Annotated in this window: 28 protein-coding genes and 1 riboswitch; of the genes, 23 read left to right on the plus strand and 5 right to left on the minus strand. The window is 48.5% G+C overall.

The window, feature by feature from the left end; all coding sequences use genetic code 11:
• Positions 1-10: 10 nt before the first annotated feature.
• From serA to ACTTK6_RS11185, 3 genes are all read right to left on the minus strand, one after another.
• Complete coding sequence (serA, locus tag ACTTK6_RS11175) at positions 11-1627, minus strand: phosphoglycerate dehydrogenase (protein WP_233133227.1); 1617 nt, start codon at positions 1625-1627, stop codon at positions 11-13.
• 255 nt (positions 1628-1882) lie between these two features.
• On the minus strand, positions 1883-2374 hold the full coding sequence (locus tag ACTTK6_RS11180) for an inorganic diphosphatase (RefSeq protein ID WP_094908103.1): 492 nt from the start codon (positions 2372-2374) through the stop codon (positions 1883-1885).
• A 122-nt stretch (positions 2375-2496) separates the two neighbouring features.
• Entirely contained in the window at positions 2497-2745 is a 249-nt protein-coding gene (locus ACTTK6_RS11185) for a ferredoxin (RefSeq protein WP_079476616.1), read from the minus strand.
• A 173-nt stretch (positions 2746-2918) separates the two neighbouring features.
• Between ACTTK6_RS11185 and ACTTK6_RS11190 the strand changes: the two genes are divergently transcribed.
• The 3 genes from ACTTK6_RS11190 to ACTTK6_RS11200 are packed head-to-tail and all read left to right on the plus strand — an operon-like array spanning position 2919 to position 5713.
• A complete protein-coding gene (locus ACTTK6_RS11190; protein WP_462833474.1) occupies positions 2919-3974 on the plus strand; it encodes a YpbB family protein in 1056 nt (351 codons plus the stop codon).
• Complete coding sequence (locus ACTTK6_RS11195; RefSeq protein WP_462833475.1) at positions 3946-5436, plus strand: RecQ family ATP-dependent DNA helicase; 1491 nt, start codon at positions 3946-3948, stop codon at positions 5434-5436. The genes ACTTK6_RS11190 and ACTTK6_RS11195 overlap by 29 nt, the downstream gene beginning before the upstream one ends.
• Positions 5429-5713: a hypothetical protein gene (locus tag ACTTK6_RS11200; protein WP_079476613.1), complete on the plus strand. Its 285-nt coding sequence runs from the start codon at positions 5429-5431 to the stop codon at positions 5711-5713. The genes ACTTK6_RS11195 and ACTTK6_RS11200 overlap by 8 nt, the downstream gene beginning before the upstream one ends.
• Here ACTTK6_RS11200 and ACTTK6_RS11205 read toward each other — a convergent pair.
• Positions 5694-5900 carry a hypothetical protein gene (locus ACTTK6_RS11205; protein WP_143747442.1) on the minus strand — a complete coding sequence of 69 codons (207 nt, stop codon included), beginning with the start codon at positions 5898-5900 and terminating at the stop codon, positions 5694-5696. The two genes, ACTTK6_RS11200 and ACTTK6_RS11205, sit on opposite strands and share 20 nt — an antisense overlap.
• A gap of 129 nt (positions 5901-6029) precedes the next feature.
• Between ACTTK6_RS11205 and ACTTK6_RS11210 the strand changes: the two genes are divergently transcribed.
• From ACTTK6_RS11210 to ACTTK6_RS11220, 3 genes are all read left to right on the plus strand, one after another.
• Positions 6030-6794, plus strand: coding sequence for a metallophosphoesterase (locus ACTTK6_RS11210; protein WP_079476611.1), 765 nt, complete (start codon positions 6030-6032; stop codon positions 6792-6794).
• Between the two features lie 12 nt (positions 6795-6806).
• A complete protein-coding gene (locus ACTTK6_RS11215; RefSeq protein WP_094908101.1) occupies positions 6807-7793 on the plus strand; it encodes a YpdA family putative bacillithiol disulfide reductase in 987 nt (328 codons plus the stop codon).
• A gap of 81 nt (positions 7794-7874) precedes the next feature.
• Positions 7875-8992, plus strand: a protein-coding gene (locus ACTTK6_RS11220; protein WP_462833476.1) for an IS3 family transposase whose coding sequence is annotated in 2 segments (ribosomal slippage) — positions 7875-8163 and positions 8163-8992 — 1119 coding nt in all. Because the reading frame shifts where the segments join, the coding sequence is not laid out codon by codon here.
• Positions 8993-9108: 116 nt separating this feature from the next.
• On the opposite strand, the gene ACTTK6_RS11225 is transcribed toward ACTTK6_RS11220, so the two are convergent.
• Complete coding sequence (locus ACTTK6_RS11225) at positions 9109-10083, minus strand: asparaginase (protein ID WP_079476609.1); 975 nt, start codon at positions 10081-10083, stop codon at positions 9109-9111.
• 102 nt (positions 10084-10185) lie between these two features.
• Here ACTTK6_RS11225 and prsW point away from each other — a divergent pair, with 102 nt between their 5' ends.
• The 17 genes from prsW (at position 10186) to ACTTK6_RS11310 (ending at position 25334) form a co-directional block, all read left to right on the plus strand.
• Positions 10186-10833, plus strand: coding sequence for a glutamic-type intramembrane protease PrsW (gene prsW, locus ACTTK6_RS11230; RefSeq protein WP_094908100.1), 648 nt, complete (start codon positions 10186-10188; stop codon positions 10831-10833).
• 23 nt (positions 10834-10856) lie between these two features.
• Entirely contained in the window at positions 10857-11021 is a 165-nt protein-coding gene (locus ACTTK6_RS11235) for a hypothetical protein (RefSeq protein WP_179124127.1), read from the plus strand.
• A gap of 58 nt (positions 11022-11079) precedes the next feature.
• Positions 11080-11186, plus strand: a riboswitch (SAM riboswitch).
• A gap of 92 nt (positions 11187-11278) precedes the next feature.
• A complete protein-coding gene (locus tag ACTTK6_RS11240) occupies positions 11279-12382 on the plus strand; it encodes a methionine biosynthesis PLP-dependent protein (RefSeq protein ID WP_079476607.1) in 1104 nt (367 codons plus the stop codon).
• 26 nt (positions 12383-12408) lie between these two features.
• The gene (locus ACTTK6_RS11245) at positions 12409-14250 is read left to right on the plus strand and encodes a bifunctional homocysteine S-methyltransferase/methylenetetrahydrofolate reductase (RefSeq protein WP_094908099.1); all 1842 of its coding nucleotides are present in this window, start codon (positions 12409-12411) and stop codon (positions 14248-14250) included.
• A gap of 47 nt (positions 14251-14297) precedes the next feature.
• Positions 14298-14972, plus strand: coding sequence for a flagellar brake protein (locus ACTTK6_RS11250; protein ID WP_079476605.1), 675 nt, complete (start codon positions 14298-14300; stop codon positions 14970-14972).
• 164 nt (positions 14973-15136) lie between these two features.
• Positions 15137-15823: a (d)CMP kinase gene (cmk, locus tag ACTTK6_RS11255; protein WP_462833478.1), complete on the plus strand. Its 687-nt coding sequence runs from the start codon at positions 15137-15139 to the stop codon at positions 15821-15823.
• Positions 15813-16397, plus strand: a complete 585-nt coding sequence (locus ACTTK6_RS11260; RefSeq protein WP_079476603.1) for a lysophospholipid acyltransferase family protein — start codon at positions 15813-15815, stop codon at positions 16395-16397. Before cmk ends, ACTTK6_RS11260 begins: the two co-directional genes overlap by 11 nt.
• A gap of 63 nt (positions 16398-16460) precedes the next feature.
• Complete coding sequence (rpsA, locus tag ACTTK6_RS11265) at positions 16461-17615, plus strand: 30S ribosomal protein S1 (protein ID WP_079476602.1); 1155 nt, start codon at positions 16461-16463, stop codon at positions 17613-17615.
• A gap of 12 nt (positions 17616-17627) precedes the next feature.
• Positions 17628-18683 (plus strand): type 2 isopentenyl-diphosphate Delta-isomerase, encoded by a 1056-nt coding sequence (gene fni, locus ACTTK6_RS11270; protein WP_079476601.1) that lies wholly within the window; start codon positions 17628-17630, stop codon positions 18681-18683.
• A gap of 142 nt (positions 18684-18825) precedes the next feature.
• The gene (gene der / locus ACTTK6_RS11275) at positions 18826-20139 is read left to right on the plus strand and encodes a ribosome biogenesis GTPase Der (RefSeq protein ID WP_079476600.1); all 1314 of its coding nucleotides are present in this window, start codon (positions 18826-18828) and stop codon (positions 20137-20139) included.
• Between the two features lie 32 nt (positions 20140-20171).
• A complete protein-coding gene (gene plsY / locus ACTTK6_RS11280; protein ID WP_079476599.1) occupies positions 20172-20828 on the plus strand; it encodes a glycerol-3-phosphate 1-O-acyltransferase PlsY in 657 nt (218 codons plus the stop codon).
• 14 nt (positions 20829-20842) lie between these two features.
• Positions 20843-21877 (plus strand): NAD(P)H-dependent glycerol-3-phosphate dehydrogenase, encoded by a 1035-nt coding sequence (locus ACTTK6_RS11285; RefSeq protein WP_079476598.1) that lies wholly within the window; start codon positions 20843-20845, stop codon positions 21875-21877.
• 114 nt (positions 21878-21991) lie between these two features.
• Complete coding sequence (folE, locus tag ACTTK6_RS11290) at positions 21992-22558, plus strand: GTP cyclohydrolase I FolE (protein ID WP_079476597.1); 567 nt, start codon at positions 21992-21994, stop codon at positions 22556-22558.
• A gap of 80 nt (positions 22559-22638) precedes the next feature.
• On the plus strand, positions 22639-22866 hold the full coding sequence (mtrB, locus tag ACTTK6_RS11295) for a trp RNA-binding attenuation protein MtrB (RefSeq protein ID WP_079476596.1): 228 nt from the start codon (positions 22639-22641) through the stop codon (positions 22864-22866).
• 98 nt (positions 22867-22964) lie between these two features.
• A complete protein-coding gene (locus ACTTK6_RS11300; RefSeq protein ID WP_079476595.1) occupies positions 22965-23723 on the plus strand; it encodes a heptaprenyl diphosphate synthase component 1 in 759 nt (252 codons plus the stop codon).
• Between the two features lie 15 nt (positions 23724-23738).
• Complete coding sequence (locus tag ACTTK6_RS11305) at positions 23739-24443, plus strand: demethylmenaquinone methyltransferase (RefSeq protein ID WP_462833479.1); 705 nt, start codon at positions 23739-23741, stop codon at positions 24441-24443.
• 30 nt (positions 24444-24473) lie between these two features.
• Entirely contained in the window at positions 24474-25334 is an 861-nt protein-coding gene (locus ACTTK6_RS11310; protein ID WP_079476593.1) for a UbiA-like polyprenyltransferase, read from the plus strand.
• Positions 25335-25381: the final 47 nt, after the last annotated feature.

The following is a 25381-nucleotide window of genomic DNA, read 5'->3' on the forward strand; positions in this document are numbered from 1 at the left end:
TGTACTATTGCTAGAGCTCAATGGTATCGGCCAGAGAAATTTCTTCAATGGATGTTAAGTCTTTTACAACATCCTGGTTGGCTTCACGGTCAACGGCGAGCATCATGATAGCTTCGCCGCCTTCCTCCCGGCGCCCCACCTGCATGGTGGCGATGTTAATCTGATGGCGTCCGAGAATTTGGCCCATTTTACCAATAACCCCCGGCTTATCCGTATGCTGGATATAAATGAGGTGACCGGTGGGGTAGAAGTCGACGTTAAAGTCATTAATGCGCACAATGCGCGGACCGTATTCCTTTACGTATGTGCCGTACAAGGCAAACGAACGGCCTTCCCCTTCGACGGTAGCCTTAATCAGGTTGGAATAACCCAGCGACTGGGAGCCGAACTGTTCGCCGTAGTCAATGCCCCGTTCCCTGGCGATCGTGGAGGCATTCACATCGTTGACCGGTGCGTCAATGCGGCTCTGTAGAAAGCCGGCCAGCAGGGAACGGGTTAGAATAGACGTTTCCAGATCCGTTACGTTGCCACTGTAGCGCACGTTCAACTCCTGGACAGGCGTTTTTACACTCTGGGACATAATATTGCCCATGCGGCGGGCAAATTCATAGTATGGACGTATAGCTTCGAACTTTTCTTTTGACATTGTCGGGAGATTAATGGAGTTTAAGGCAGGGAGCCCCTGCAGAAATTGAAGCACTTCATCAGATACCTGGGAAGCGACATTTAGCTGGGCTTCTTTTGTAGAAGCAGCAATGTGTGGTGTGCTGACAACCTGATCGAATGCGACGAGCGGATTTTCGTTCGCTGGTTCTTCTTCATAAACATCGAGCGCCGCGCCTGCTACGTGGCCGGATTCAAGGTAATGAGCGAGTGCTTCTTCATCGATAATACCGCCGCGGGCGCAGTTTAGAAGCATGACACCAGGCTTTGTTTTGCCGAGGTTCTCGTGGCCGAGCATGCCTTTTGTATCCTTGGTGAGCGGCGTATGTACGGTAATGACATCCGCCTCTCCGAGCAGTTCTTCAAAGTCCCGGAGATCAACTCCCATTTCATTTGCCCGTTCCTTTGTGAGAAATGGATCATACACGATAACACTCATTTCAAAGCTCTGCGCCCGTTTAGAAAGTTCCGAGCCGATGCGGCCAAAGCCTACAATACCGAGTGTCTTACCGCGAAGCTCTGTACCCTGGAAACCCTTACGGTTCCATTCACCGGATTTAAGTGAAGCATTTGCCTGGGGAATTTTCCGGGCGAGTGAAGCCATCATTGCGAATGTATGCTCGGCTGTGGAGATCGTATTGCCGTCAGGAGCATTAATTACCACAATTCCTCTTTTAGTAGCTGCATCGATATCAATATTATCCACCCCAACGCCGGCACGGGCAACGATGCGAAGGTTCGGCATGGAATCCATCACTTCCGCCGTAACGGTGGTGCCGCTTCGGACCAAAAGAGCGTCAAAGGAACCGGGGTCCTCTGCATCGTCTACGTGCTGCTGGACACACTGTACCTGATCGCTTTCAAGCAGCGGGGCAAGCCCCTCGCTGCTCATTGAATCGGATACAAGCACACGAAATGTCTGATTGCTGGTCACTGTTTCTTCTTCGTTCATAGTTTTCTGCATGTTACTCCACTCCCTTGTTCGTTCATTCACAAAAAGTTCGTTAACGATTTTACTTAAATGTCCAAATGTATATCTCTGGAGGACAAATGTCTATGCGTAGTTGGGGAGTACTTTATCATACTCCAGTATAAGTGTCAATTTACCTGGCGCGGCTGAAAATACGAAAAGAGACTGGGGTTCAGCCTCTTCAATTACACGCATGTATAAAAAACTGGCGGCAGCAGAAAAGTATCCCGCTGCCGGCCTGCTTAATAATTACTGATTGTTATAACGATCGATGGATTCCTGCACAAGCTTGGCCGCTTCTGCTTCGTTTTCCCAGCCGCCGATTTTAGTCGTTTTCTTTTCAAGTTCCTTGTACGTCTGGAAAAAGTGGGAGATTTCATCGAGCTTGTGCTGAGGCACATCATCAAGCGTAGTAACACCTTCAAAACGAGGATCCTCTGTTGGCACAGCCAGAAGCTTCTGGTCTTCATCGCCGTCGTCAATCATGTTTAAGTAACCGATAACCCGGGCGTCGATAACGCAGCCTGGGAATGTTGGGTTAGTAACGAGAACGAGTACGTCAAGCGGATCGCCGTCGAGTGCAAGAGTATCATCAATATAGCCATATTCTGCCGGGTAAAACATTGGGGAGAAAAGCACGCGGTCGAGTTTAAAGACCCCTTTGTCTTTATCATATTCGTATTTGTTCTGGCTGCCTGTCGGAATTTCAATAAGTACTTCCACTTCTTTGTTTTCTGCCAAGGCAATCTCCTCCTTCAATATGTATAGTAAACATCTTCTGCATTATAGCAGGAATGAAACACGGAAGAAAGGCGGGGAACAGAATCTGTAAAAAAACCCCCAGCGGCCTGGGGGCACAGTGCTTATTCGAACTTGAAAGGGTTCCCGGAAAACGGTTCCTCTGCAACTTTAATGGAATCGGTCGGGCATCCTTCAAAAGCGTCAATCATATCTTCCTCGAGGTCCTCTGGAATGCTCTCTGTCCCCTGATTGTCATCGACAATATTTTCGGCCAGGCCTTCCTCGTCGTAATCGAAAATATCGGGAGCGGCTGCCCCGCAGGCACCGCAGGCGATACATGTATCTTTATCAACAATGGTGTATTTCGCCATCTGTGTCCCTCCATGTCATAAAAAATCTATATAACTTATACGCTTGTATGAAGAGCGTCGTAAGGTCTATTCCATATTGTATTTCTTCATGATAAACTTTTCAACAGAAACGAAAAGCGGCACACAGCCTAATTTGTGGCATTTTGATGAACGAATAGAAAGGAAGAGGTGTATTGCTGTTTCAAGAGGCAATGATCCTGATAGCATTAAAAAGGCTCCGCGGAGAACGTACGGACGCATCAGCTTATCATCTTTTGTCCGGAAAGCGCTCTTCGCAGACGATCACAGACGCGAAGTGGTTTCAGTCAAAGGATCTATTTGGGGCTCTTCCCAAGCTCGATAAGCTGCAATTTGAACGCATCACTGCTTCCTTGTACCACCGCGGCTGGATCGAACCTGGGGGCGTTCCGGCTGAATCCATTTCTGCTTCTATGCGCCCGTGGGAAAAGTTGGTGGAGGAAGCAGGCTTTGACGGGTGGGCCTACCGGGATACCGGCCATCAGTTTTGGAAAAGGATTGCACTTTTAATTCAAACGTTGTCGCATTTGTATCAGCGAAAAAAACAATTTGTTCCAATCATTCAGGACCATGCGTCTCAGCAATGGGTAAAACAGAAACTTTCGTCGTGGGGAGAAGGAAAATATACTGCCATGAAAAAACTGTATGAGGAAATGGCGGACTGTCTGCGTGACATGACAGAGATGCAGGCCTTTATTTTTGTATACAAGCTCACAGGTGCAGAAATTCTCGGGAAAACGACTGAGCAGATTTCACGCCTGCAGCACAGGGAACAGGAGGAAGTTGACTACCTGCTTCAGGGAAGCATCCACACGTTAATAAAAAATGCGGAAAATCAGCCGGAAACGGTGCTTCATGAATGTCTTGATACTGGTGGCACGCCAGAGCTTACCGTCACAGCCCAAAAAACACTGGATTTCATAAACAAGGGCTTCACCCTCGAAGCGGTGGCCCGTTCCCGAGGGCTAAAGGTAAGCACCATTGAAGATCATTTTGTGGAAATTGCCGGCGAAATAAAAGAATTTTCCATTGACCAGCTGGTGCCTCCAAAACAGCAGGAAGCAATACGCCAGGCGGCTGCATCTCTTGATACGTTTAAGCTGAAAACGCTGAAAGAACAGCTCGATGCCGATACGACATACTTTGCAATCCGGCTTGCGCTGGCAAAAGGAGGACAGAAGAGTGGACAAAAAAACAGAAGCATTGAATAAATACTTTGGCTTTTCCTCCCTCCGTGCGTATCAGGAACCGATCGTGGATAAGCTGCTTGAAGGCACAGATACTCTGGCTGTCCTGCCCACAGGAAGCGGCAAGTCCATCTGTTTTCAACTGCCCGCTTTAATGAAAAATGGGTTGACGCTTATTGTTTCCCCGCTGCTGTCATTGATGGACAACCAGCTTCAGGAGCTGCGGGCAAAACACATTAAAGCAGCCGCCGCCTATAACAGCTTTATGAGTCCGGAGGAAAAATCCCGGGTGCTCCGCCGGCTGTCGTCATTGAAGCTTTTGTATATTTCACCGGAAGCGCTCTCGCTGCCGTTTATTGTTGAACGCCTGAAGGAGGTAAATGTGGCAATGATGGTGGTGGATGAGGCCCATTGTATTTCGCAGTGGGGCCATGAGTTCCGGACAGATTACCTAAAAATCGGGCCGGTGCGGGAAGCTGTCGGCAATCCTTGTATAGCTGCTTTCACTGCCACTGCAACACCGGAAGTACAGCTCGACATTAAAAAGCAGCTGCGGATGGAGGAACCGGTAGAGTATATTCATTCCGTGGACCGGGTGAACATCGCTCTGTTTGTTCAAAGATGCACCAGCGAGCGGGAAAAAAAGAAAGAATTGGTCCGTATCATCCAGAACGCCCCGGGCCCCGGTCTGGTGTATGTTACCAGCCGGAAAAAATGTGAAGAATTGAAAAAGTTGCTCCAAGAAGAAAGCGCCCACCAGGTGGAGGCTTACCACGGAGGACTTGATAATGAGGCAAGGCTGATGATTCAGCAGCAGTTCTTACACGGCGATCTGGATGTAGTAGTATGTACAAACTCCTTTGGCATGGGATTAAATAAAGCTGATGTTGAATTTGTGCTTCATTATCATTTCCCAAAAGATGCAGAATCCTACATTCAGGAAATCGGAAGAGCGGGAAGGGACGGAAGGCAGGCATGGGCCACAGTACTGTACCTGGAGGAGGATATTATTATTCCACAGATGCTGATGGAATCCGAGCTTCCCCCCGTGGATGAGCTTGACGCTGCCTGGGAGACGGCAGCCAGCAGCCGGCAGGAAGAAACAACTGCCGACTTGATCAATAAGCTGGGATGGACAGAGACCGCTGCCCGTTTTCTCGCATTTTACCTTGAGAAACATCCCCGAAAACGAAAAAGTGAACTTCTTGAAGACCTGGAAGAAAAGGTGCAGCAGCGGCGGTTTGAAAAGGAAAAAAAGCTGAAGGTTATGGTACAATGGTTAGAAAACAGCAATACCTGCCGGAGACGTTTATTGTTGCAGGTTTTTGGGGAAGCATTAATGAAACGCCCCGACCCATGCTGCGATATATGCGGGAGTACTATTCCTGTTCGTAAGCAGCCGGGAAATGAAAAAGAAAAAGTAACAGCTCCGTGGGAAATGCGACTGCAGGAGCTGTTTTTCGGAAAGGAGAGGGAGCATGAATAAAACACGTATGGAGAGGCGAAATGCTGGTTCAAATGCAGAACAGCCGGAAACAGAGCGAAGCCGACTCGGACGCCGCCGGAGTAGTACGGGCGAAGAACCTTCGAGTGAAGCCGGGCAGGAAGCAGCTTCAAGACGTTCACGCTATGCGGGCAGGAAAGAAGAACCGGAGGAGGAAGAACCGCCAATGCTCACCCTTCCTCATACGCTGTTGGCTGCGTTCATATTTATCGTAATTACAGCCCTCGCCTCGCCGTTCATTATAAGTATGTTTCAGTAGCAAGGAACGCCGTGGAAGTTTCTGTCAGTGGTGAAGATAGGAGGAGACCGGCAAAGCAGGCAATTACACCTAAAATCATTAATATAAATGGCCAGGTAAGTGGTTTTTTTCTAAATAAGAAATATAAAAGCAAAAAAAAGCCTCCTCCAAATAAAGCGGCTCCTGCTAAAAAGACAATAAGATCCATTGTTTGATACCTTCTTTCCGGTCAATTTTTTCCTTACATAAGTATAGCGGAGATAAGCGGTGTGCGTATACTCGTTTTTAAATTGTCCGGAAACGTTCAAATTTTATAAAAGAAAAGAGGGGTTCCATCATGAAAAAATGGCTGCTGGCTCCTCTTCTTTTTTCTGTGCTGTATGCCGGCAGGGTCCTGCAGGAGACATGGCAGAATAAAGTAAGAACCCATGAGCTTGAATATGAAAATCTTCCGGCAGAAGTGCAGGGCTTTACCATTTTCTTTATTACCGACATCCACCGGCGGCGGGTGTCGCCAGCGTTGTTCCGGAAGCTCGGCCTGACTCCGGATCTGATTATAATCGGCGGGGACTTGGCTGAAATTGGCGTGTCTGCGGAGCGGATCAGGCAAAACCTTCGTATGCTCCGCAGTTATGCACCGGTTGTGTTTGTGTGGGGAAATCATGACCTGCAGGTGGGCCGCGGATGGCTGAGGCCGCTACTGGAGCAGGAAAGAATCAGTATTCTTGAAAAAAATGTGTATACGTTAAAGGGAACTGCTTTTGCGATTGCTTCCTTTGGGGAGGAACGCTTTTATGAATCCTACCATTATCCAGCGCACGTGCCGGAGGCGGATCTGCTTATCGCCCACAACCCAGAAGCATATTACCGGTACGGGCCCTTCCCGAAACGGGCGGCCTACATGCTTACCGGCCATACCCACGGGGGCCAGATCCGGCTGTTCGGGTGGGGCCCAAAATTAAAGGGCGGCTGGTACCGCGAAAAACATCAGAATCTGTTTATCAGCAACGGCTACGGTACGACTACCATACCGCTGCGCCATGGCGCCCCGGCGGAAACGCACCTGTTTGTACTGACAAACGGTCATTCTTATAGCGAATAAGGGAGTATGAATATGAAAGAGGAAGTAATTATTATCGGGGGCGGCCCCTGCGGCCTGTCGGCAGCTATCGCTTTAAAGCGCCGTGGCATTGATGCGGCAATAATTGAAAAGAAAAATATTGTGCACAGCATTTATGAATATCCTGTCCACCAGACGTTTTTCAGCTCTGCAGATAAACTTGAAATCGGCGGGCACCCTTTTCCAGTGGTAGACCGAAAGCCACGGCGCCAGGAAGCTCTGGTGTATTACCGGAAAGTAGCGGAAGCGGAAAAACTGCGTATATATAACTATGAGGAAGTACAAAAGATCCAGGAAACGGGCAGCGGCTATCTGGTGCAAACCGAAACACTTCAGGGCAAGACCCGGGAGTGGGAAGCTTCGCACGTGATTATAGCCACCGGCTACTACGATAACCCTAATCCTATGAACGTGCCGGGGGAAAATTTGCCGCACGTAAAGCACTACTTTGAAGAAGCTCATCCCCATTTTAATCAGCAGGTCGTTATTATCGGCGGGAGAAATTCGGCTGTGGATGCCGCTCTTGCCCTCGAGCAGGTGAATGCTCAGGTTACAGTGCTTTACCGCGGCTCTGAATATTCCAAAAGCATCAAGCCATGGATTCTCCCGGATTTTCAGGCAATGGTCCGGCGTGGTGCGGCCCGTATGGAATTTGAAGCAGATGTCGTGCGCATTGAGCCGGACCGGGTTATATACAAGCAGGAGGAACGGGAGCGGTCCGTTGCGGCAGATTTTGTTTTTGCCATGACCGGCTACCACCCGTCCCGGGCCTTTTTCCGCCAGCTTGGCATTGCTGTTGACGAACAGTCGGGCCGTCCCTCCTTTGACGAAGAAACGATGGAAACAAACCGGGAAAACATTTATATTGCCGGTGTTATTGCCGCCGGAGATGAAGCAAATGAAATATTTATTGAAAACGGCCGTTTTCACGGTGAACAAATAGCGGAGGATATAGCACGAAAAAAAGCCACTTTGTTTTAATAGAGTGACCCCATAATATGAGACAGGAAAAAACACCCCCAACGTATGTAGTATTAACGATGATCTGGAGGTGTTTTTTTGATGGGAACCAATCGATTTTATCCGGAAGAAGTAAAGCGCGAAGTCATTCGTTTGAAATTAGAGGAGCAAACCTCCAACGAGGAACTCATGAAACAATTTGGGATTACGAATAAATCGCAGATTAAAACATGGGTCCGGTGGTATAAACAAGGAGCCTCCCATCGTCTGGCCCAGCCACCGGGAAAACAGTATACCTTCGGTAAAGGACCCGAAGAGGACACGGAAATCGAGCAGCTGCGAAAGAAAGTCGCCTATTACGAAATGAGAGATGATCTGATGGGAAAGGCGAAGGCCATCGAAAGGAGGTGGTCCCGGAAGTCATCGTCGAAGTGATAGAGGCGAACAGACATGCCTATGGCGTCCAGGAGATGTGTCATGCCTTCGGCATTCCCCGTTCCACCTACTATCGGTGGAAACAACGTTCCAACGAAATTCCGGCCCTGCACCGGACAATTATGGACCTCTGCCGCCGGCACCGATATTGGCTGGGCCACCGCAAGGTGGCGGCCCTTCTGCGCAAAGACCACGGGATCAGAATCAATCGAAAAACCGCCCAGCGCGTGATGCAGAAGTATCAGCTCCAATGCCGGGTCAAGCCGAAGAAACAGGTCCAGCCGACGGGAGAAACCCATCAGACGGTGCCTAATCTCCTTCAGCAGGAATTTACGGCGGACCGTCCCAACCAAAAATGGGTTACGGACATTACGTACCTGCCGTATGGAGAGAAAATGTGGTATTTATCTACGATCATGGATGTATACAATAATGAATTAGTGGCGTATCAGCTACGGGATACGCAAGAAACGAGTCTGGTGCTTGATACGCTGGAAGCGGCCTGTCGAGGCCGGGAGACCTACGGTCTCCTCCTGCACAGTGATCAGGGCTCCCAGTATACCTCGCGCGCGTTTCAGCAGGCAGCCAAAGAAAAAGGCATTATCACAAGCATGTCCCGGAAAGGAAACTGCTTGGATAATGCCATGATCGAATCCTTCCATTCCTCGCTAAAGTCGGAAGAATTCAGCATCCGCGTACGGATGCCCCTTACATCTTCTATTATAGTCGAAAAAGTCGATTCGTACATGTATTATTACAATTACATACGACCATTTACCAAATGAAACGACCACAGTCCGGTGGAATTCCGGACGGCGGCCGCATAGGTGTTTTTTCTTGTCTCATTTCTTTGGGTCAGTTCATAACAAACCAGTGGCTTTTTAGTATGAATTAATCCGCCTTATTCGACATGCTCAAAGCAGTCGCGTATTTCCTCGAGTGACCGTTGGTCATCTAGAGCAGCGAGCAGCTTAAGACGCGCTTTCTGGCCGTTAAGACCGTTCGTGAAAATAACGCCCTTTCGCTTCAGCTGATAGCCTCCCCCTTCATAGCTGTAGGTAGCCTGGACCACACCGCTATGGCAGCGGGAGACCAGGACTACAGGAACTTGTTTGGCTATTGAATCCTCCAGCAGCGGCACGACAGTTGGAGGAATGTTCCCCTGGCCGAACGCTTCGATAATGATTCCGTCAAGAGGCTGGTAGAGCAGTGGGGAAAGTAAAGCTGCATCCATGCCGGCTGCCATTTTTAAGAGGAGCACCTTCTTGTTCAGATGGACCGGTGAAAAATGCTCCCGGCTTGCCGGGTAGTGATGGATAAATATTTCATTGTTCGTTACAAAGCCGAGCGGACCGTATTGCGGACTCTGAAATGTGGCGATGTTGGACGAATGGGTTTTTGTAACGTTTTTTGCAGAATGGATCTCTTCGTTTAAAACGACGAGGACGCCGATGCCGCGGGCTTTATCGCTTGCAGCAGTACGGACCGCTGCTAGAAAGTTTTGCGGACCGTCGGCGCTGATTTCATTACTCGAACGCATGGCGCCTGTCACGACAACCGGCAGCTCTTTGTCATGAAAAAGATCAAGCGCGTAGGCGGTTTCTTCAAGCGTATCGGTGCCGTGAGTAATGACGACCCCGTCATATATATCTTCGGACAGCTTTTCAAGCATATGTTCGTGCAAAGAAAGCATATGCTCCGGAGTAATGTGAGGGGAAGGGAGATGTAGAAAATCGCTCGTCACAATTTCAGCAATTTGATTAGCAATGCGGCTCCATTGGCTTAACGGATTATGAAGCCCTGGCTCGACGCCGCTTTCTTCCGTCTGGGTCATGGCGATCGTGCCGCCTGTATGGATAACTAGTATTTTTTTCATTTCAATTCCTCCTCGTCGGCTCTGCTGGACTGTCATTATTCTTTTACGAATCTGAACATAGCATGATACGATACGTTTAACAAGAGAGGGTGAGAACGAAAGGTGATCGCACTGATTATGGCGGCCCTGGCGCCGGCTGTCGCTTTACTGCTATATTTTACATTAAAACGCCGGGCGGACGTGGAGCGGAGGCTGCCGGTCATCCGGGCGTTTGTCATCGGGGTGCTGATCGTGTTTCCAGTGCTTGTAATCGAGCACGCGCTCGAAACAGAAGGAGTAGGCATGCCGCTTTTCGCGGCCCAGTACACTCAGGCCGCTGTATTGGAGGAAGGAATTAAATTTTTCCTTTTATATACATTTGTGCTGCGTTTTGCTCCGATTAAAAATACTTATGATGGCGTTATATACGGACTTTCCCTGTCGCTTGGATTTGCTTCGCTCGAAAATATTTTGTACTTAATTGCAAACGGCATTGAAACAGCGGTTACAAGAGCTCTTCTGCCTGTAACGGTTCATGCGCTCCTCGGGGTGATCATGGGATATTATGCGGTATCGGCTAAGCGCGCCTCTCGCCATGGCAGGAGGTTATTCTCTTTTTTTCTTGCCCTTGCCATTCCGCTTATCTTTCACGGGCTGTATGATTATATATTAAGTGCTTCTTTAGGCAATATTCTGTATTATCTCATACCGTTCATGCTATTTTTATGGTGGTTTGCGTTGTCAAAGGCTAATAAAGCCAATGCGAAATAACAACTCGAAAGGACGAAGCTACTATGTCAGAAGACCGCCGCTACCGCGTTGTTATCCGCTGCCCGAAATGCGGCGAAAAGTATATTCTACGTGGCAGAAAGAACACCAACGGGGAAATGGAAACGGGTTTTCGCCGCTGTGTCTGCGGCAATGAAAGCCAGCTGCATATTGATATTGCGCCGGAGTAAAATGGTGACTTGCAATATCGATTCGTTTCATGTACTTTGGAAAGTAATCATATAACGTTTCTTATCAAGAGAGATGGAGGGATCGGCCCTTGGAAGTCTCAGCAACCAGCTGCAAAAGATGCGGTCAGGTGCTAACTCCTGCAAGCTGTGCTTGCGAGATGAGAAGAAGTATTGCATGCCAAGGTCTTCTTCTGTCTACGGAAGAAGGCCTTTTCGTACATTTAATGCATTAATTTTAGAGAAATGAGGGCTGTGACATGTCAAAGCAACTGCAGATAGAAACCATCCTTGCACAACTGGGGAATAATTCCGACCCGCGGACCGGTGCAATAAACCCTCCTGTTTATTTTTCCACAGCGTATAAACATACAGGTATTGGAGAGTCCACGGGATACGACTATTCCCGGACGGCGAACCCGACGAGAGATCTTCTCGAAAATGGTATCGCCGCGCTCGAAGGAGGTAAACAGGGGTTTGCTCTCAGCTCGGGGATGGCTGCTATTCAGACGCTGTTTGCGATCTTTGAAACCGGTGATGAAGTGATTGCAACAAGCGATATTTACGGCGGTACGTACCGTCTGTTTGAAGAAGGATGGCGGCGCTGGGGCGTGACGGTTACATACGGTGACCCGAGGGATCTTGAAGCATTCGAACAGCTGATTACCGGGAAAACGAAGGCGCTGTTTATTGAGACACCGACGAACCCGCTGATGCAGGAAGCGGATCTGAAGGAACTGTCACTGCTCGCGAAAAAGCACGGGGCCTGGCTTATTGTAGACAATACGTTTTATACCCCGGTACTTCAGCGCCCAATCGAAGAAGGCGCTGACATTGTAGTACACTCGGCCTCGAAATATTTAGGAGGGCATAATGATCTGATTGCCGGCCTGATTGTATCCAACGTGGACGAGCTCTCCGAAAAAATTGGTGCGCTTCAGAACGGCATGGGGACAATTTTAAGCCCGTTTGATTCCTGGCTGCTCATGCGCGGTATGAAAACCTTAAAGCTCCGCATGAAGCAGCATACAGAAAACGGGAAGGCGATCGCAGAGTATCTCAGCCGCCATGAAAAGATAACGGATGTGCTTTACTCCGGACGGGGAGGCATGCTTTCCTTCCGTCTCGAAAACGAAGAGTGGGTGGACTCGTTTTTGCGAAATATAAAAATCATTACTTTCGCAGAAAGCCTGGGCGGAGTTGAAAGCTTTATCACGTATCCGGCCACGCAGACACATGCCGACATGCCAGAGGCAGTAAGGGTTAACAACGGCGTAGATAACCGGCTGCTTCGTTTCAGCATCGGCATCGAAGATAAAGACGATTTAATTGAGGATCTCGAGCAGGCGCTAAGGGCGCTGTAACTAACAACCAGGAGAGGGGCAAAGCTATGAACGTACTCAAAAAACTCAGTTCCTCAATTTTGATCGGCGACGGGGCAATGGGGACGTATCTTTATCAGAAAGGCTATAAGGGTTCGTTTGAAGCCATGAACCTGACCAGTCCAGATACTGTGGAGCGCGCTCACCGGGAATATGCAGAGGCCGGGGCAGATATCCTTCAAACGAATACTTACGCTGCCAACCGGGTGAAGCTTGAAGGCTATGAGCTTGAAGATAAAGTGTTGGATATTAACCGTGCCGGCGTGCAGCTTGCAAGAAAAGCAGCAGGTGAAACAGCGTATGTATTTGCTACAGTTGGAGGCATTAAAGGCGTCCAGGTAAGTGAATATTCGGATGAATATTTGAGAAATGCGCTGCAGGAGCAAGTGGATGTCTTTTTGGCGGAGCCGGTGGACGGCCTGCTGCTTGAAACGTTCTATGACCTGCCAGAGCTTCTGCAGGTTGTCCGCTACATCCGGAGTAAGGATGCAGAAATCCCGGTTATCGCCCAGGTGGCGCTTGGAGACGTTGGCGTTATGCACGGCGGGGTGCAGATCAGTGAAGCTTTCAGCCGGCTCGAGGACGCCGGCGCTTCAGTGGTCGGTCTCAACTGCCGTATGGGCCCGTATCATATATTGAAATCCCTTGAGCAGGCAGAATTGACCGGAAAGGCGTATTATTCCGCCTACCCTAACGCCAGTCTGCCAAACTGGTACGATGGCCGGTATGTCTACCAGTCCAATCCCGAGTACTTTTATAAACAGGCATTCCGCTTTAAAGAACAAGGCGTACGTTTGATAGGCGGCTGCTGCGGCACAACCCCCGAACACGTGCGCATGATAGCGGAAGCAGTGAAACACGACGTGCCGGAAAAAACTAAGCCTCCAGTGAAGGTGGAGCCCCCAGCAGCTGAGCCCCCAGCTGAAAAGGAACAGTTTGTCCCTCTCCATGAAAAAGTAAAAAATGAAAATACGGTTATTGTAGAGCTGGACCCGCCGAAGAAGCTGAAAACGGGGAAATTTATGCGCGGCTCCCAGGCGCTTCACGACGCTGGGGCGGACGCAGTGACACTTGCCGACAACTCCCTCGCCTCCCCCCGGATCGACAACCTGGCGATGGGGGCGATGCTTAAGCAGCAGAGCTCTGCCCGGCCGCTCCTGCATATTGCCTGCCGGGACCGGAACCTGATCGGTTTGCAGTCCCATCTGCTGGGACTTCATACCATTGGTGTGCGGGATCTGCTTGCCATTACCGGAGATCCTTCCAAGGTGGGGGATTTTCCAGGAGCAAAGTCTGTATATGACGCCAACTCTGTTTCACTCATTTCCCTCATCCGGGAAATGAACGAAGGGCGTCTGTTTTCCGGAAAGTCGCTTGGAGAAAAAACAAATTTCTCCATTGGGGGAGCGTTTAATCCGAACGTGCTTCATATTGATAAAGCCGTGAAACGGCTGGAGAAAAAAGTGAATGCGGGGGCGCATTACTTTATGAGTCAGCCCGTTTATGATGTTAACCGGATTAAAACAATTCACGAAGCGGTCAAGGAACTCGAAGCTCCTGTATTTATCGGAATAATGCCTCTAGTGAGCGCTGGAAATGCAGAGTTTCTTCACAATGAAGTGCCGGGCATTCAGTTAACAGACGATACGCGAAAGCGAATGGCAGCCTGCGGGAATGATGCTGAAGCAGCCAAACGGGAAGGAATCGCTATTGCGAAAGAACTGATTGATGAAACACTCCGGTACTTTAACGGTATTTATTTAATTACGCCGTTTCTGCGCTATGAAATTACGGCTGAACTGACAAGGTATGTGCGGGAGCAGACGGAAGCTGGCGTTACAGAAATTTAACAGTTTTTCCTTTCGTCCGACATATAATATAAAAGGGGTTTTAGCTATTGTACGAAATTGGAAGCGTTTGGCATTTGCATGAAAACATAAATACAAAGGAACCGCATGACAATAAGGTTCAATACAAATCCCAGCTGCTTGATGCAGATGAAAATACGTTTACAATTGCTTTGCCCGCGGACCAGGAAACCGGGAAAAGCATTTCTTTTCAGGCAGGCAGAGCAGTGCATGTTTGGTATGTTGGAGAAGACAGTGCTGTTTATTCATTCCGTTCAACGGTCCTTTCCCGGCTAAAGGGGCAAATACCGGCATTAATCATTAAACGTCCAGAAAAAAAAGAATGGCAGCGTGTCCAGCGCAGAAACTATGTACGTGTCGACACGAGCGTTAATGCAGCTGTCCACGGATCTTCCCGGCCGTTTACAACTGTGACGGTAAATGTGAGCGGTGGTGGATGCATGCTCATTGTGCCGCCAAAAGCAAAACTGATGGAAGAGGAGCACGTACAAATCACGCTGGCTTTCCCGATGGAAGATGGCTCAATGCAATATTTGCAGTGTTCCGCTGCAGTAAGAAGAGTACTTGAAAAAGAAGAGCGGAGGCCAAAGCGGGCAAGCATGGAGTTTTTGGAGATTACTGAAAAAGAGCGCCAGGCAGTGATCAGGTACTGCTTTGAGCGGCAGCGTGCAGCAGCGAATCAGGAAAAACGAGTAAGGAGTTAAGAAACTAAAGGCCGCAGAAGCGGTCTTTTTACTGTCTCTTTTGAATAGGAGAAAATAAAAAGTTCAGGCGGAACAATATATGCAAACCGTGCGAAATATGTTAGTTTTGAAAATGATGGGCAAAGGCTACATGTTCAACAATCTAATGGGCGGGGTGCAGGAGGATGAGGAAAATCAATATTGCAATCGACGGGCCGGCCGGTGCTGGAAAGAGCACTGTATCGAAAGGATGTGCCGTACAGCTTGATTATACATACATCGATACAGGGGCGATGTACCGGGCGCTCTCATTAAAGGCGCTGCGGACGGGCACGCCGCTTGATGACGGCGAAAAAATGACGGAGCTGTTAAAAAGCACAAGCATCCGTCTCGTCGGTAATCCGAAGGTAAGTGAAGTTTACTTGGACGAGGAAAACGTATCGGAGGCTATTCGCACGAGCGAAGTTGACAGCGTGGTCTCTCTAACTGCGGCTCATTTTGGAGTACGCGAAGAAATGGCTGTTAAGCAGCGGCGGCTTGCAGCAGAAAAAAGCGCGGTACTTGACGGACGGGACATCGGCACGACTATCCTTCCGGATGCGGAATTGAAAATATTTTTAATCGCCTCTGTACAGGAACGTGCACTGCGCAGGTACAAGGAGATGCAGGAGCGCGGAAAACCGGCAGATTACGAAGAAATTTATGAAGCAATCATTCACCGGGATGAGCTTGATAAAGCCAGAGAGCATTCACCGTTAAAAAAAGCAGCGGATGCTGTGGAAATTGATACAACGGTGCTGACTGTACCCGAGGTTATCAGTAAAATCACGGCGCTCGCGGAGGAGAAGGTGAATCAGTCACATGATGTATAATATCGTAAAGTATTCTGCCTACTTCCTTGCGGTTATTCTTATGCGGGTCCGGGTCACCGGAAGAGAAAATATCCCAAAGGAAGGTCCCGTCCTGCTTTGTTCGAATCACATTAGCAACTTTGATCCGCCTCTGCTCGCCACCCATATTCGCAGAAAAGTGCACTTTATGGCTAAAAGCGAACTGTTTAATAAAAAAGTTCTCGGTTTTATTATGTATTTTGTCGGAGCCTTTCCCGTCCGCAGAGGCGTGGTAGACCGAAAGTCATTAAAACAGGGAATTCAATTTTTAAACGAGGGACAGGTTTTATGTCTTTTTCCTGAGGGTACTAGGAGTAAAAGCGGGGAAATAGGAAAAGGATTAACCGGCGCCGGTTTTTTCGCCCTCCGTTCAGACGCGGCAGTAGTTCCAGTAGCCATCAGCGGCCGCTGCGGTTTGTTTAGGCGTGTGAACGTAGTGATAGGCCGGCCGGTACCCATGCAGGACCTTCGGACGAATAAAGCGAAAGCTGAAGAAGCAACCGAAGTAATCATGGAAGAAATTAAAGCCGTTCATCAGCAGGCGAAGACCGGTTAATTTCCTTGAAATCCCCAAAACCCCATAGACAGGATTTTAGGACACTGAAGGAGGCAATGGTCAATGGCAGATGAAATGAACAATGAACTAGAAGGAATGAAAGAGTTTAACGTGGGAGATATTATCACTGCCACAGTAACAAAAGTAGAAGAAAAGCAAGCGTATGCAGATGCAGGATACAAAGTTGATGCGGTTATTCCGATCAGTGAACTTTCCAGCCTGCATGTAGAGAAAGTAGACGATGTGCTTAAGGAAGGAGATCAGCTCGAATTCAAAGTGACAAAAATGGAAGATGATGAGCTGGTTCTCTCCCGCCGGGCAGCACTTGCTGATAAATCCTGGGGCGAGCTTCAGGAAAAATATGAATCCGGCGATGTCATTGAAGCCCAGGTGGCTGAAATTGTCAAAGGCGGGCTTGTCGTCGATTTAGGCGTGCGTGGCTTTATCCCGGCTTCGCTCGTGGAAAGATACTATGTGGAAGACTTTTCAGATTATCAGGGAAAAACATTAAGACTAAAAATTGCAGAAATAGATCCGGAAGAAAACAAGCTGATTTTATCGCAGCGTGCCGTTCTGGACGAGGAGGCCGAAGTGAAGAAGAAAGAAGTACTTGAAAACTTGAATGTAGGAGATACGGTGAAAGGAACAGTGCAGCGCCTGACTAACTTTGGTGCATTTGTGGATGTCGGCGGTGTCGACGGTCTTGTCCACATTTCGCAGATGGCCCATCACCGTGTGGAATCACCAGGAGAAGTCGTTAACGAAGGCGATGAGATTGAAGTAAAAATCTTGGCTGTTGATCCGGACAGCGAAAGAGTATCTCTGTCGATTAAAGATACCCTCCCTGGACCGTGGACAACTATTGAAGGACAAATTGAAGCCGGCGATGTTATCGACGGTCATGTAAAACGGCTTGTCAGCTTCGGCGCATTCGTTGAAGTGGCTCCCGGAGTAGAAGGCCTTGTCCACATTTCCCAAATCGCGAACCGTCACATCGGAACGCCGGGAGAGGTGCTTGAAGAAGGTCAGGCAGTAACGGCTAAAGTGCTTGATATTAACCCTGCCGAGCACCGTATTTCGTTAAGCATCAGAGAGCTTGAGAGCGCCGAGACCAGTGATTCGAAAGTTCAAAGCGAATACGAAGCACCGGAAGAAGATCATGCTGGCTTCTCCCTCGGAGATATGGTCGGCGATCAGTTGAAAAAATATAAAAAGTAAGGAGATTTGCTTGTGTCGCGGGCTAGGCGGAAACAGGATCACATTGAATATGCTTTATCCACAGGTTTTTCAGCCGAAAGCAGTTTAGATGACATTCAATTTGTCCATCAGAGTCTGCCTGACTCAGCTTCTCTTTATACAGATGCATCAGTAGAAATCGGCGGACTTTCCTTAAGTTCGCCGATTCTTATTAATGCAATGACAGGTGGCGGCGGCGATGAAACAGCCGCTGTTAATGCGTCACTGGCAGAAGCTGCAGCAGCAACCGGCGTTGCTATGGCAGTCGGGTCTCAAACATCGGCGATCAAAAACGAACAGGAATCCTATACATACAAAATCGTCCGCGAAAAAAACCCTGATGGCGTTATTTTTGCCAATACAGGAAGTGAAGTTAGCGTGGAGCAGGCTGCGCAGGCAGTAGAAATGATTCAGGCGGATGCCCTTCAGATTCATTTAAACGTTATTCAGGAACTTGTTATGCCGGAAGGAGACAGGGATTTTCAGGGAGCCCTGGAGCGGATTAAGCGTATTGCTGAAGGTCTTTCTGTACCGGTTATTGTAAAAGAAGTAGGATTTGGTATCTCCTTTGAAACAGCAGCCAAACTGCGTAGTTCCGGAGTGGTCATCATTGATGCGGGAGGCAGTGGAGGCACTAACTTTTCCATGATTGAAAATAAAAGGAGAAACCAGCCATTTGCTTTTTTCGATCAATGGGGCATACCGACAGCAGCTGCCATTGCTGAAACAGTGCATGCTTGGCACCCCGGAAGCGTGATCGGCTCAGGCGGAGTGCGGCACGGTCTGGACATCGCAAAAATTATCGCCCTTGGAGGCAGTGCAAGCGGTATGGCAGGGGCGGTTCTGCGGGAAGCTAAAAATCACGGAGCGGATGGAGCCGCTGCTTTTCTTCGCCAGACCCAGGAAGAACTGAAAATAGTGATGACGGCGGTGGGAGCACAAAATATTGAGGAGCTGAAAAGAGCTCCGGTAGTCCTGCGCGGAGAGACAGCCTACTGGCTGAAAGAACGCGGAATTGACACGACTGTCTACAGCCGGCGTTCAATATAAAGGCAGAAAAGCAACCAGGCGCAACAAACGTGCCTGGTTCTTTCCTTGTTTTAAGGCTTGATGCAAATTTGGGGGCGAGGAACGGTTCTGTTTCGTGTTATGATAATGAAGATAGATTTAGAGACAGAAAGGAATCAAAATGATGGTAAAACCTACAGTTGCCATTGTCGGCAGGCCAAATGTCGGCAAATCAACAATATTTAACCGCATTATCGGAGAACGAATGGCTATCGTCGAAGACGAGCCTGGGATTACAAGAGATAGACTTTACGGAGAGGGCGAATGGCTTCACCGCTTCTTTCACGTAATTGACACCGGAGGCATTGAACTAAACGATGAACCACTGCTCACGCAAATCCGGGAACAGGCAAAGCTTGCCATTGATGAAGCAGACGTCATTATTTTTATCGTGAATGGCCGGGATGGTATTACGGCTTCTGATGAAGAAGTGGCAGATATTCTGCTTCGGTCTAAGAAACCAGTCATCACGGCTGTGAATAAAATAGACAATTATGAAATGCGGGAGCAGATGTACGAATTCTATTCGCTTGGTCTTGGAGAAGTATTTCCGATTTCAGGCTCCCATGGCCTCGGCCTCGGAGATCTGCTTGATGAAGTACTCGAACGTTTTCCTGTGGAGGAAGAAGAAGAAAAGGACGATGACACGATTCATATGGCTGTCATTGGCCAGCCAAATGTTGGTAAATCCTCTCTCGTGAATGCAGTGCTGGGCGAAGAACGGGTAATTGTGAGCGATATCCCTGGTACGACGAGAGATGCGGTGGATACAGAGTTTGAAAAAGACGATCAAAAATACAGCATTATTGATACAGCGGGTATGCGCCGGCGGGGAAAAGTGTATGAAAAAGCAGAAAAATACAGTGTCCTCCGGGCGATGCGGGCCATGGAACGGGCCGATGTCGCCGTAGTGGTGCTTGACGGCGAAGCAGGTATCCGGGAGCAGGACAAAAAAGTAGCTGGCTATGCGCATGACTCTGGCCGGGCGATTGTTATTGTAGTCAATAAATGGGATGTAATAGAAAAAGACGACAAAACAATGCACCGGTTTACCGAAGAAATACGGGAAGAATTCCAGTTTCTGGACTATGCACCGATCGTTTTCCTTTCTGCCAAAACCAAGCGGAGAATGCAGAACCTTCTGCCGGTAGTGCGTCAGGTGGCTGAAAACCATCACGTGCGGGTGCCTACCAACGTTCTGAATGAAGTGATCATGGACGCAGTGATTATGAATCCGACACCTACCCACAGTAATAAACGCCTGCGTATTAATTTTGCAACACAAGTGGCCTCCGGGCCTCCGGTTATCGTATTGTTTGTAAACGACCCGGAGCTTCTGCATTTTTCATATCGCAGATATTTGGAAAACAAATGCCGCGAAGCTTTCTCGTTTGAAGGCACCCCGCTTCGGATTGTAGCCAGAAAGAAAAACGAATAGCAGCCGGAAATGTTTGGTAAGGGGAGAGTGCAATGGGAGTAGTTCTTGCAGTTGTGATTGGTTATCTAATTGGCTCAATTAGTTTTAGTTATCTATTTGTTCAGCGGATAAAGAAGGTGGACGTCCGTTCTGTAGGAAGCGGCAATGCCGGCGCTACTAATACCCGGCGGGTACTAGGAACGAAATGGGCGGTAGTGGTACTTCTTTTGGATGTGCTGAAGGGAATGGCGGCCGTCTGGCTAGGCTTCTTTTTACAATGGACAGCTTCGACTTTGCTGCCGGGCTTTTTGTCATTAAGCCAGGTGGATGGCCTGGCACCCGCTCTTGGGGGACTGGCTGCTGTACTTGGCCATAACTGGCCGGTTTATTTTGGGTTCCGGGGCGGTAAGGGAGTAGCAACGGCCATTGGGGTCATCAGTGTACTTGTTTTTTTCCCGGCTATCTATGTCGGTATTATAGCCATTGCGGCCATTGCAATAACTGGCTACGTGTCGCTTGGGTCACTGTTGTTTGCTGTTTTGACTCCGGTTGCCGTCTTTTATACCCAGTCGACCAACGACCATCCAGAGACCTATTTGTATCTAACCGTTTTCCTCGGCCTTCTGTCGATATGGAAGCACCGCACAAATATCGTCCGCCTGCTGCGCGGCAATGAAAGTTCATTGTATAAAAAAAGCAGGGAAGGATAAAAGGAGTTAAAAACATGAAGAAACAGGCAGCTGTTATTGGGGCTGGGAGCTGGGGGACGGCCCTGGCTTCCGTCTTAGGCCAAAACCAGCACACAGTACGTCTTTGGTGCCGCAGGGAAGCACTGGCTGAAGAAATCAACACGGCACACAAAAACGAAGGTTATTTAAAAGGCATCGTACTGCCCGACAACATCGTGGCTACCACTGACATGAAGGAAGCGGCCGAAAAGGCCTCTTATATTGTGCTGGCGGTCCCGAGCGGCGCAGTCAGAAAAATCGCCCGCAAGTTAATGCCCTACCTTCACGAGGACACCATTGTCGTCCACGCAGCTAAAGGCATTGAACCGGAATCGTTTTTAAGAGTGTCACAGATTCTGAAAGAAGAGTGGGCGGATCTTTCTTTTCGAGGAATGGCAGTACTTTCAGGCCCCAGCCATGCGGAAGAAGTAGCAGAGCAGCAGCCGACCACTGTCGCGGTATCCGGCACCTCTGAACAAGTTCAGACCCTTGTACAGGAATTGTTTATGAACCAGGCTTTTCGAGTATACACAAATGATGATTTTCTTGGCGTTGAGCTTGGCGGGGCGTTGAAAAATATTATTGCTCTGGGCATTGGGCTTACTTCAGGTCTCGGGTACGGCGATAATGCAAAAGCTGCTTTAATGACGAGAGGACTGGCGGAAATCACCCGCCTCGGTACTCATTTGGGGGCTTCGCCGTTAACCTTTACCGGCCTTTCCGGCCTTGGGGATTTGATCGTTACTTGTACAAGTGAACATAGCCGGAACTGGCGTGCGGGGAATCAAATCGGGTCGGGTAAAAGCCTTGAAGATGTGCTTGAACAAATGGGTATGGTTGTCGAAGGCGTGCGCACCACTGAAGCTGTGTACCACTGGTCCCGGGAACTCGGAGTAGAGATGCCGATTACCGAAGGGCTGTACAAGGTACTGTTTGAACACGTGCCGCCGGAAAACATGGCGAAATCCCTGATGGAGCGTGGGAAGAAGAATGAAAAAGAGCACTCCATCATGCTGCTTGATAATAATTAATGCGCCATTCAGATCCAAAGGCACCTTTTTTGCTTTCTAAAAGGGCTTATGCTAAAATTTTTCAAGACAAATAGCAGCAGTTGAAGGCAGCAGAAGTTGATTGGAGGACTTACGGTGGCTAATTTCGATCACGAAAAAATAAAAGAAGGTGTCAAGCTGATTCTCGAAGGAGTAGGCGAAGATGCCGGTCGTGAAGGACTGCTTGATACTCCGGACAGAGTAGCGAGGTTGTATCAGGAAGTTTTTGCCGGGCTGCACGAATCAGCCGATGAGCATTTGAAAACTGTATTTGGGGAAGACCATGAGGAACTGGTTCTGGTAAAGGATATTCCATTTTTTTCGATGTGTGAACATCATTTAGTTCCTTTTTTTGGAAAAGCACACGTAGCTTATATCCCTAAAGGCGGAATGGTAACAGGTCTCAGTAAGCTGGCACGGACCGTAGAAACGATCGCCAAGCGTCCACAGCTTCAGGAGCGCATCACCTATACGATCGCCAACGAAATTGTATCCACGCTCGAACCGCACGGTGTGATGGTGGTGCTTGAAGCAGAACATATGTGCATGACGATGCGCGGCGTGAAAAAGCCGGGATCGATGACGGTGACATCTGCGGTGAGAGGAACATTTGAAAAAGATCAGGCAGCAAGAAGTGAAGTTCTGTCTCTTATCAAGCATTGAAAATAGCAGATAATTATCAGGCGCCTGCAGAGAGCGGGCGCTTTACCATGAACGCAAACCGAAATCAGGGAGGGTCTTAAATGCAGAACGGAGATGATTTTATCGTTATCCGTGCAGAAGAAGATGGTGTCAATGTCATGGGTTTGACCCGCGGCAAGGATACCCGTTTTCATCATCTGGAAAAATTGGACGGTGGAGAAGTACTCATCGCCCAGTTTACCGAGCATACGTCTGCGATTAAGGTACGCGGCAATGCGATTATACAGACGAGCTACGGGGAAATGAAGGCAGGAAGCAAGGAAGATTAAAGCATTCTCTCTTGGAAATAAAGAGGCTGTGCTATAATTGGAGAGCAGAGAATGCGAGAAATGAAATCAACAGCATTTAAGGGGTTGGGGGGAGCGGCATGAACGACTACTGGACACAATGTGCAGAGGAAATAAAAAAAGAGTTTCAGCGCCTGACCCAGCATTCGTATATTGAGCAGAAAATCGGGCTGCCGGAAGCGCACGAAGAAACGATCTATCTGCTGCTGGAAGCGCTAAGGGAAACCAAAGTTTCCCAGGAGCAGGCAGTGGAACAAATCGCTGCTGTGCTGCTCGTACAGTCAGCGTTTAAAGCTCATGAACAAATTCAGCTCCATAATGACGGAGACGACAAAAAGATAAGGCAGCTGACGATTCTAAATGGCGATTTAATGAGCAGTCTCTACTACCGCTTGCTAAGCACTGTCTTCCATCAGGAGATCCTTCTGATCTTTACATCAGCAATCCGAAGCATGAACGAGGCAAAAATGAAGCTGCATTTTGGGGAATGCCGGGATTTTGCCGATATGCTCCAAACATTGAGAACGGGCGAAGCAGGAATTGTGGAAGCAGTCACTCGTTTTTACGGACGAGAGCATCTGGCAGTAGCTTCTTCATCTATATTCGCCTTGAAAAGGCTTATGCATGAACGGGAGTGGTTTGACCGCAGTGAAGAATTTTCTGCCTGTGCCGTTCAGGTGCAGCACTGGGAATGTCAATCACAGAACGCCCAGCAAATACTAAAACAATTAATCGATCAAGAACACAGCTTTTTTCATCAGCATGTTAAACAAGACGATCAACTTTCAACTGCGCTGCAGTCGTTGATGGATGAATGGATAGCTGTAGGTATTGAGTAAAGAGGGGTTTCAATAATGGCTACCCAAAAAGAAAAAAAAGTATATCAAGTATTTCAGTCCATCTCAGGCAGCTACGATCACATGAACAGCGTGATCAGCTTCCGGCTGCATAAGCTCTGGCGGAAAAAAACGATGAAGCAGATGAACGTCCGACGCGGAACAACCGCGCTTGATTTATGCTGCGGGACAGCAGACTGGACTATTCAGCTGGGTAAAGCAGCAGGGCCAGGCGGCGGTGTCACCGGGATCGATTTCAGCGAAAAGATGCTCGAAGTCGGACGGGAAAAAATTCAACGGGAACAGCTTGCAAACATTGATTTGATACACGGAAATGTGAACAACCTGCCATTTGAGGATAACTCGTTTGATTACGTTACAATAGGCTTTGGTCTGCGTAATGTATCGGACTATCTGCGGGTGCTGAAGGAAATGCAGCGGGTGTTAAAGCCTGGCGGAACCGCAGTATGCCTGGAAACATCCTGGCCGGAAAACAATGTAGTAGAAAAATTCTATTCGTTTTACTTTCAATCGGTTATGCCGATAGTAGGTAAGGTATTAATTAATCGGTACGAGGAATACCGCTGGCTGCAGGAGTCGACCATGGCATTCCCATCAAAAGAAACGCTCGGGGTAATGTTCATGGAAGCAGGATTCAGCCAGGTACAGATGTCTCCTTTTTCTGCCCGAACGGTCTGTGCCCATATTGCACGGAAAAAATGATAAGATGATAATAATAAGGAAGTTGAACCAATGAGTAAACTTAAAACTATTTTAGAAATGATTAAATTTGAACATACCGTATTTGCCCTCCCATTTGCATTTTTGGGAGCGGCGCTCGGCGGCCTCATGATCAACGGAGCCTGGCCGTCCATTGCTGACTGGATCTGGATTACACTTGCAATGTTTGGCGCACGAAGCGCTGCAATGACATTGAATCGCCTGATCGATGCAGAAATAGATGCCCGCAATCCTAGAACGGAAACACGTGCCATCCCTGCTGGAGACGTTTCAAGAGGTCAAGCCATTTTGTTTGTGCTTGGTTCTTTTTTTATTTTATTTATCGCTGCCTTCCAGTTAAACATGCTGGCCGTTTATCTGCTGCCAATCCCTGTCTTTTTTATGACTCTGTATTCCTACACAAAACGTTTTACTTGGCTCTGCCACGTGTTTTTAGGGGTAACAATCGGAATCGCTCCGCTCGGAGGATGGGTCGGAGCAACAGGCACACTGCAGCCGGAGGCTTTTTTGCTGTTTGCGGCAGTAGCGATGTGGATTGGTGGATTTGATATTATTTATGCTACGCAGGATGCGGAATACGATAAGCGCGTCGGCCTAAAGTCTATTCCGGCCCGCTTCGGGATTACGAAAGCACTTTATATCTCCCGGGGTTTTCATCTTGTCAGCCTTATTTCACTTTTGATTTTGTATCTGCTTTCCCCGCTCAGTTGGTTCTACCTTCTCGGTCTAGCCGCCGCCGCAGCGGTCATGATTTACGAACATTCCCTGGTGAAGCCTTACGATCTGTCAAAGGTTGGTGTAGCTTTTTTTCCTATGAATGGAATCATTAGTATCGTGATATTGGTATTTACCCTCGGGGATATTTTAATGTAAAAGCTTGCTTAGCGTATTTGAAGATGTATACGATTTGGAGAGATGGT

The organism is Marinococcus salis (assembly GCF_054971365.1).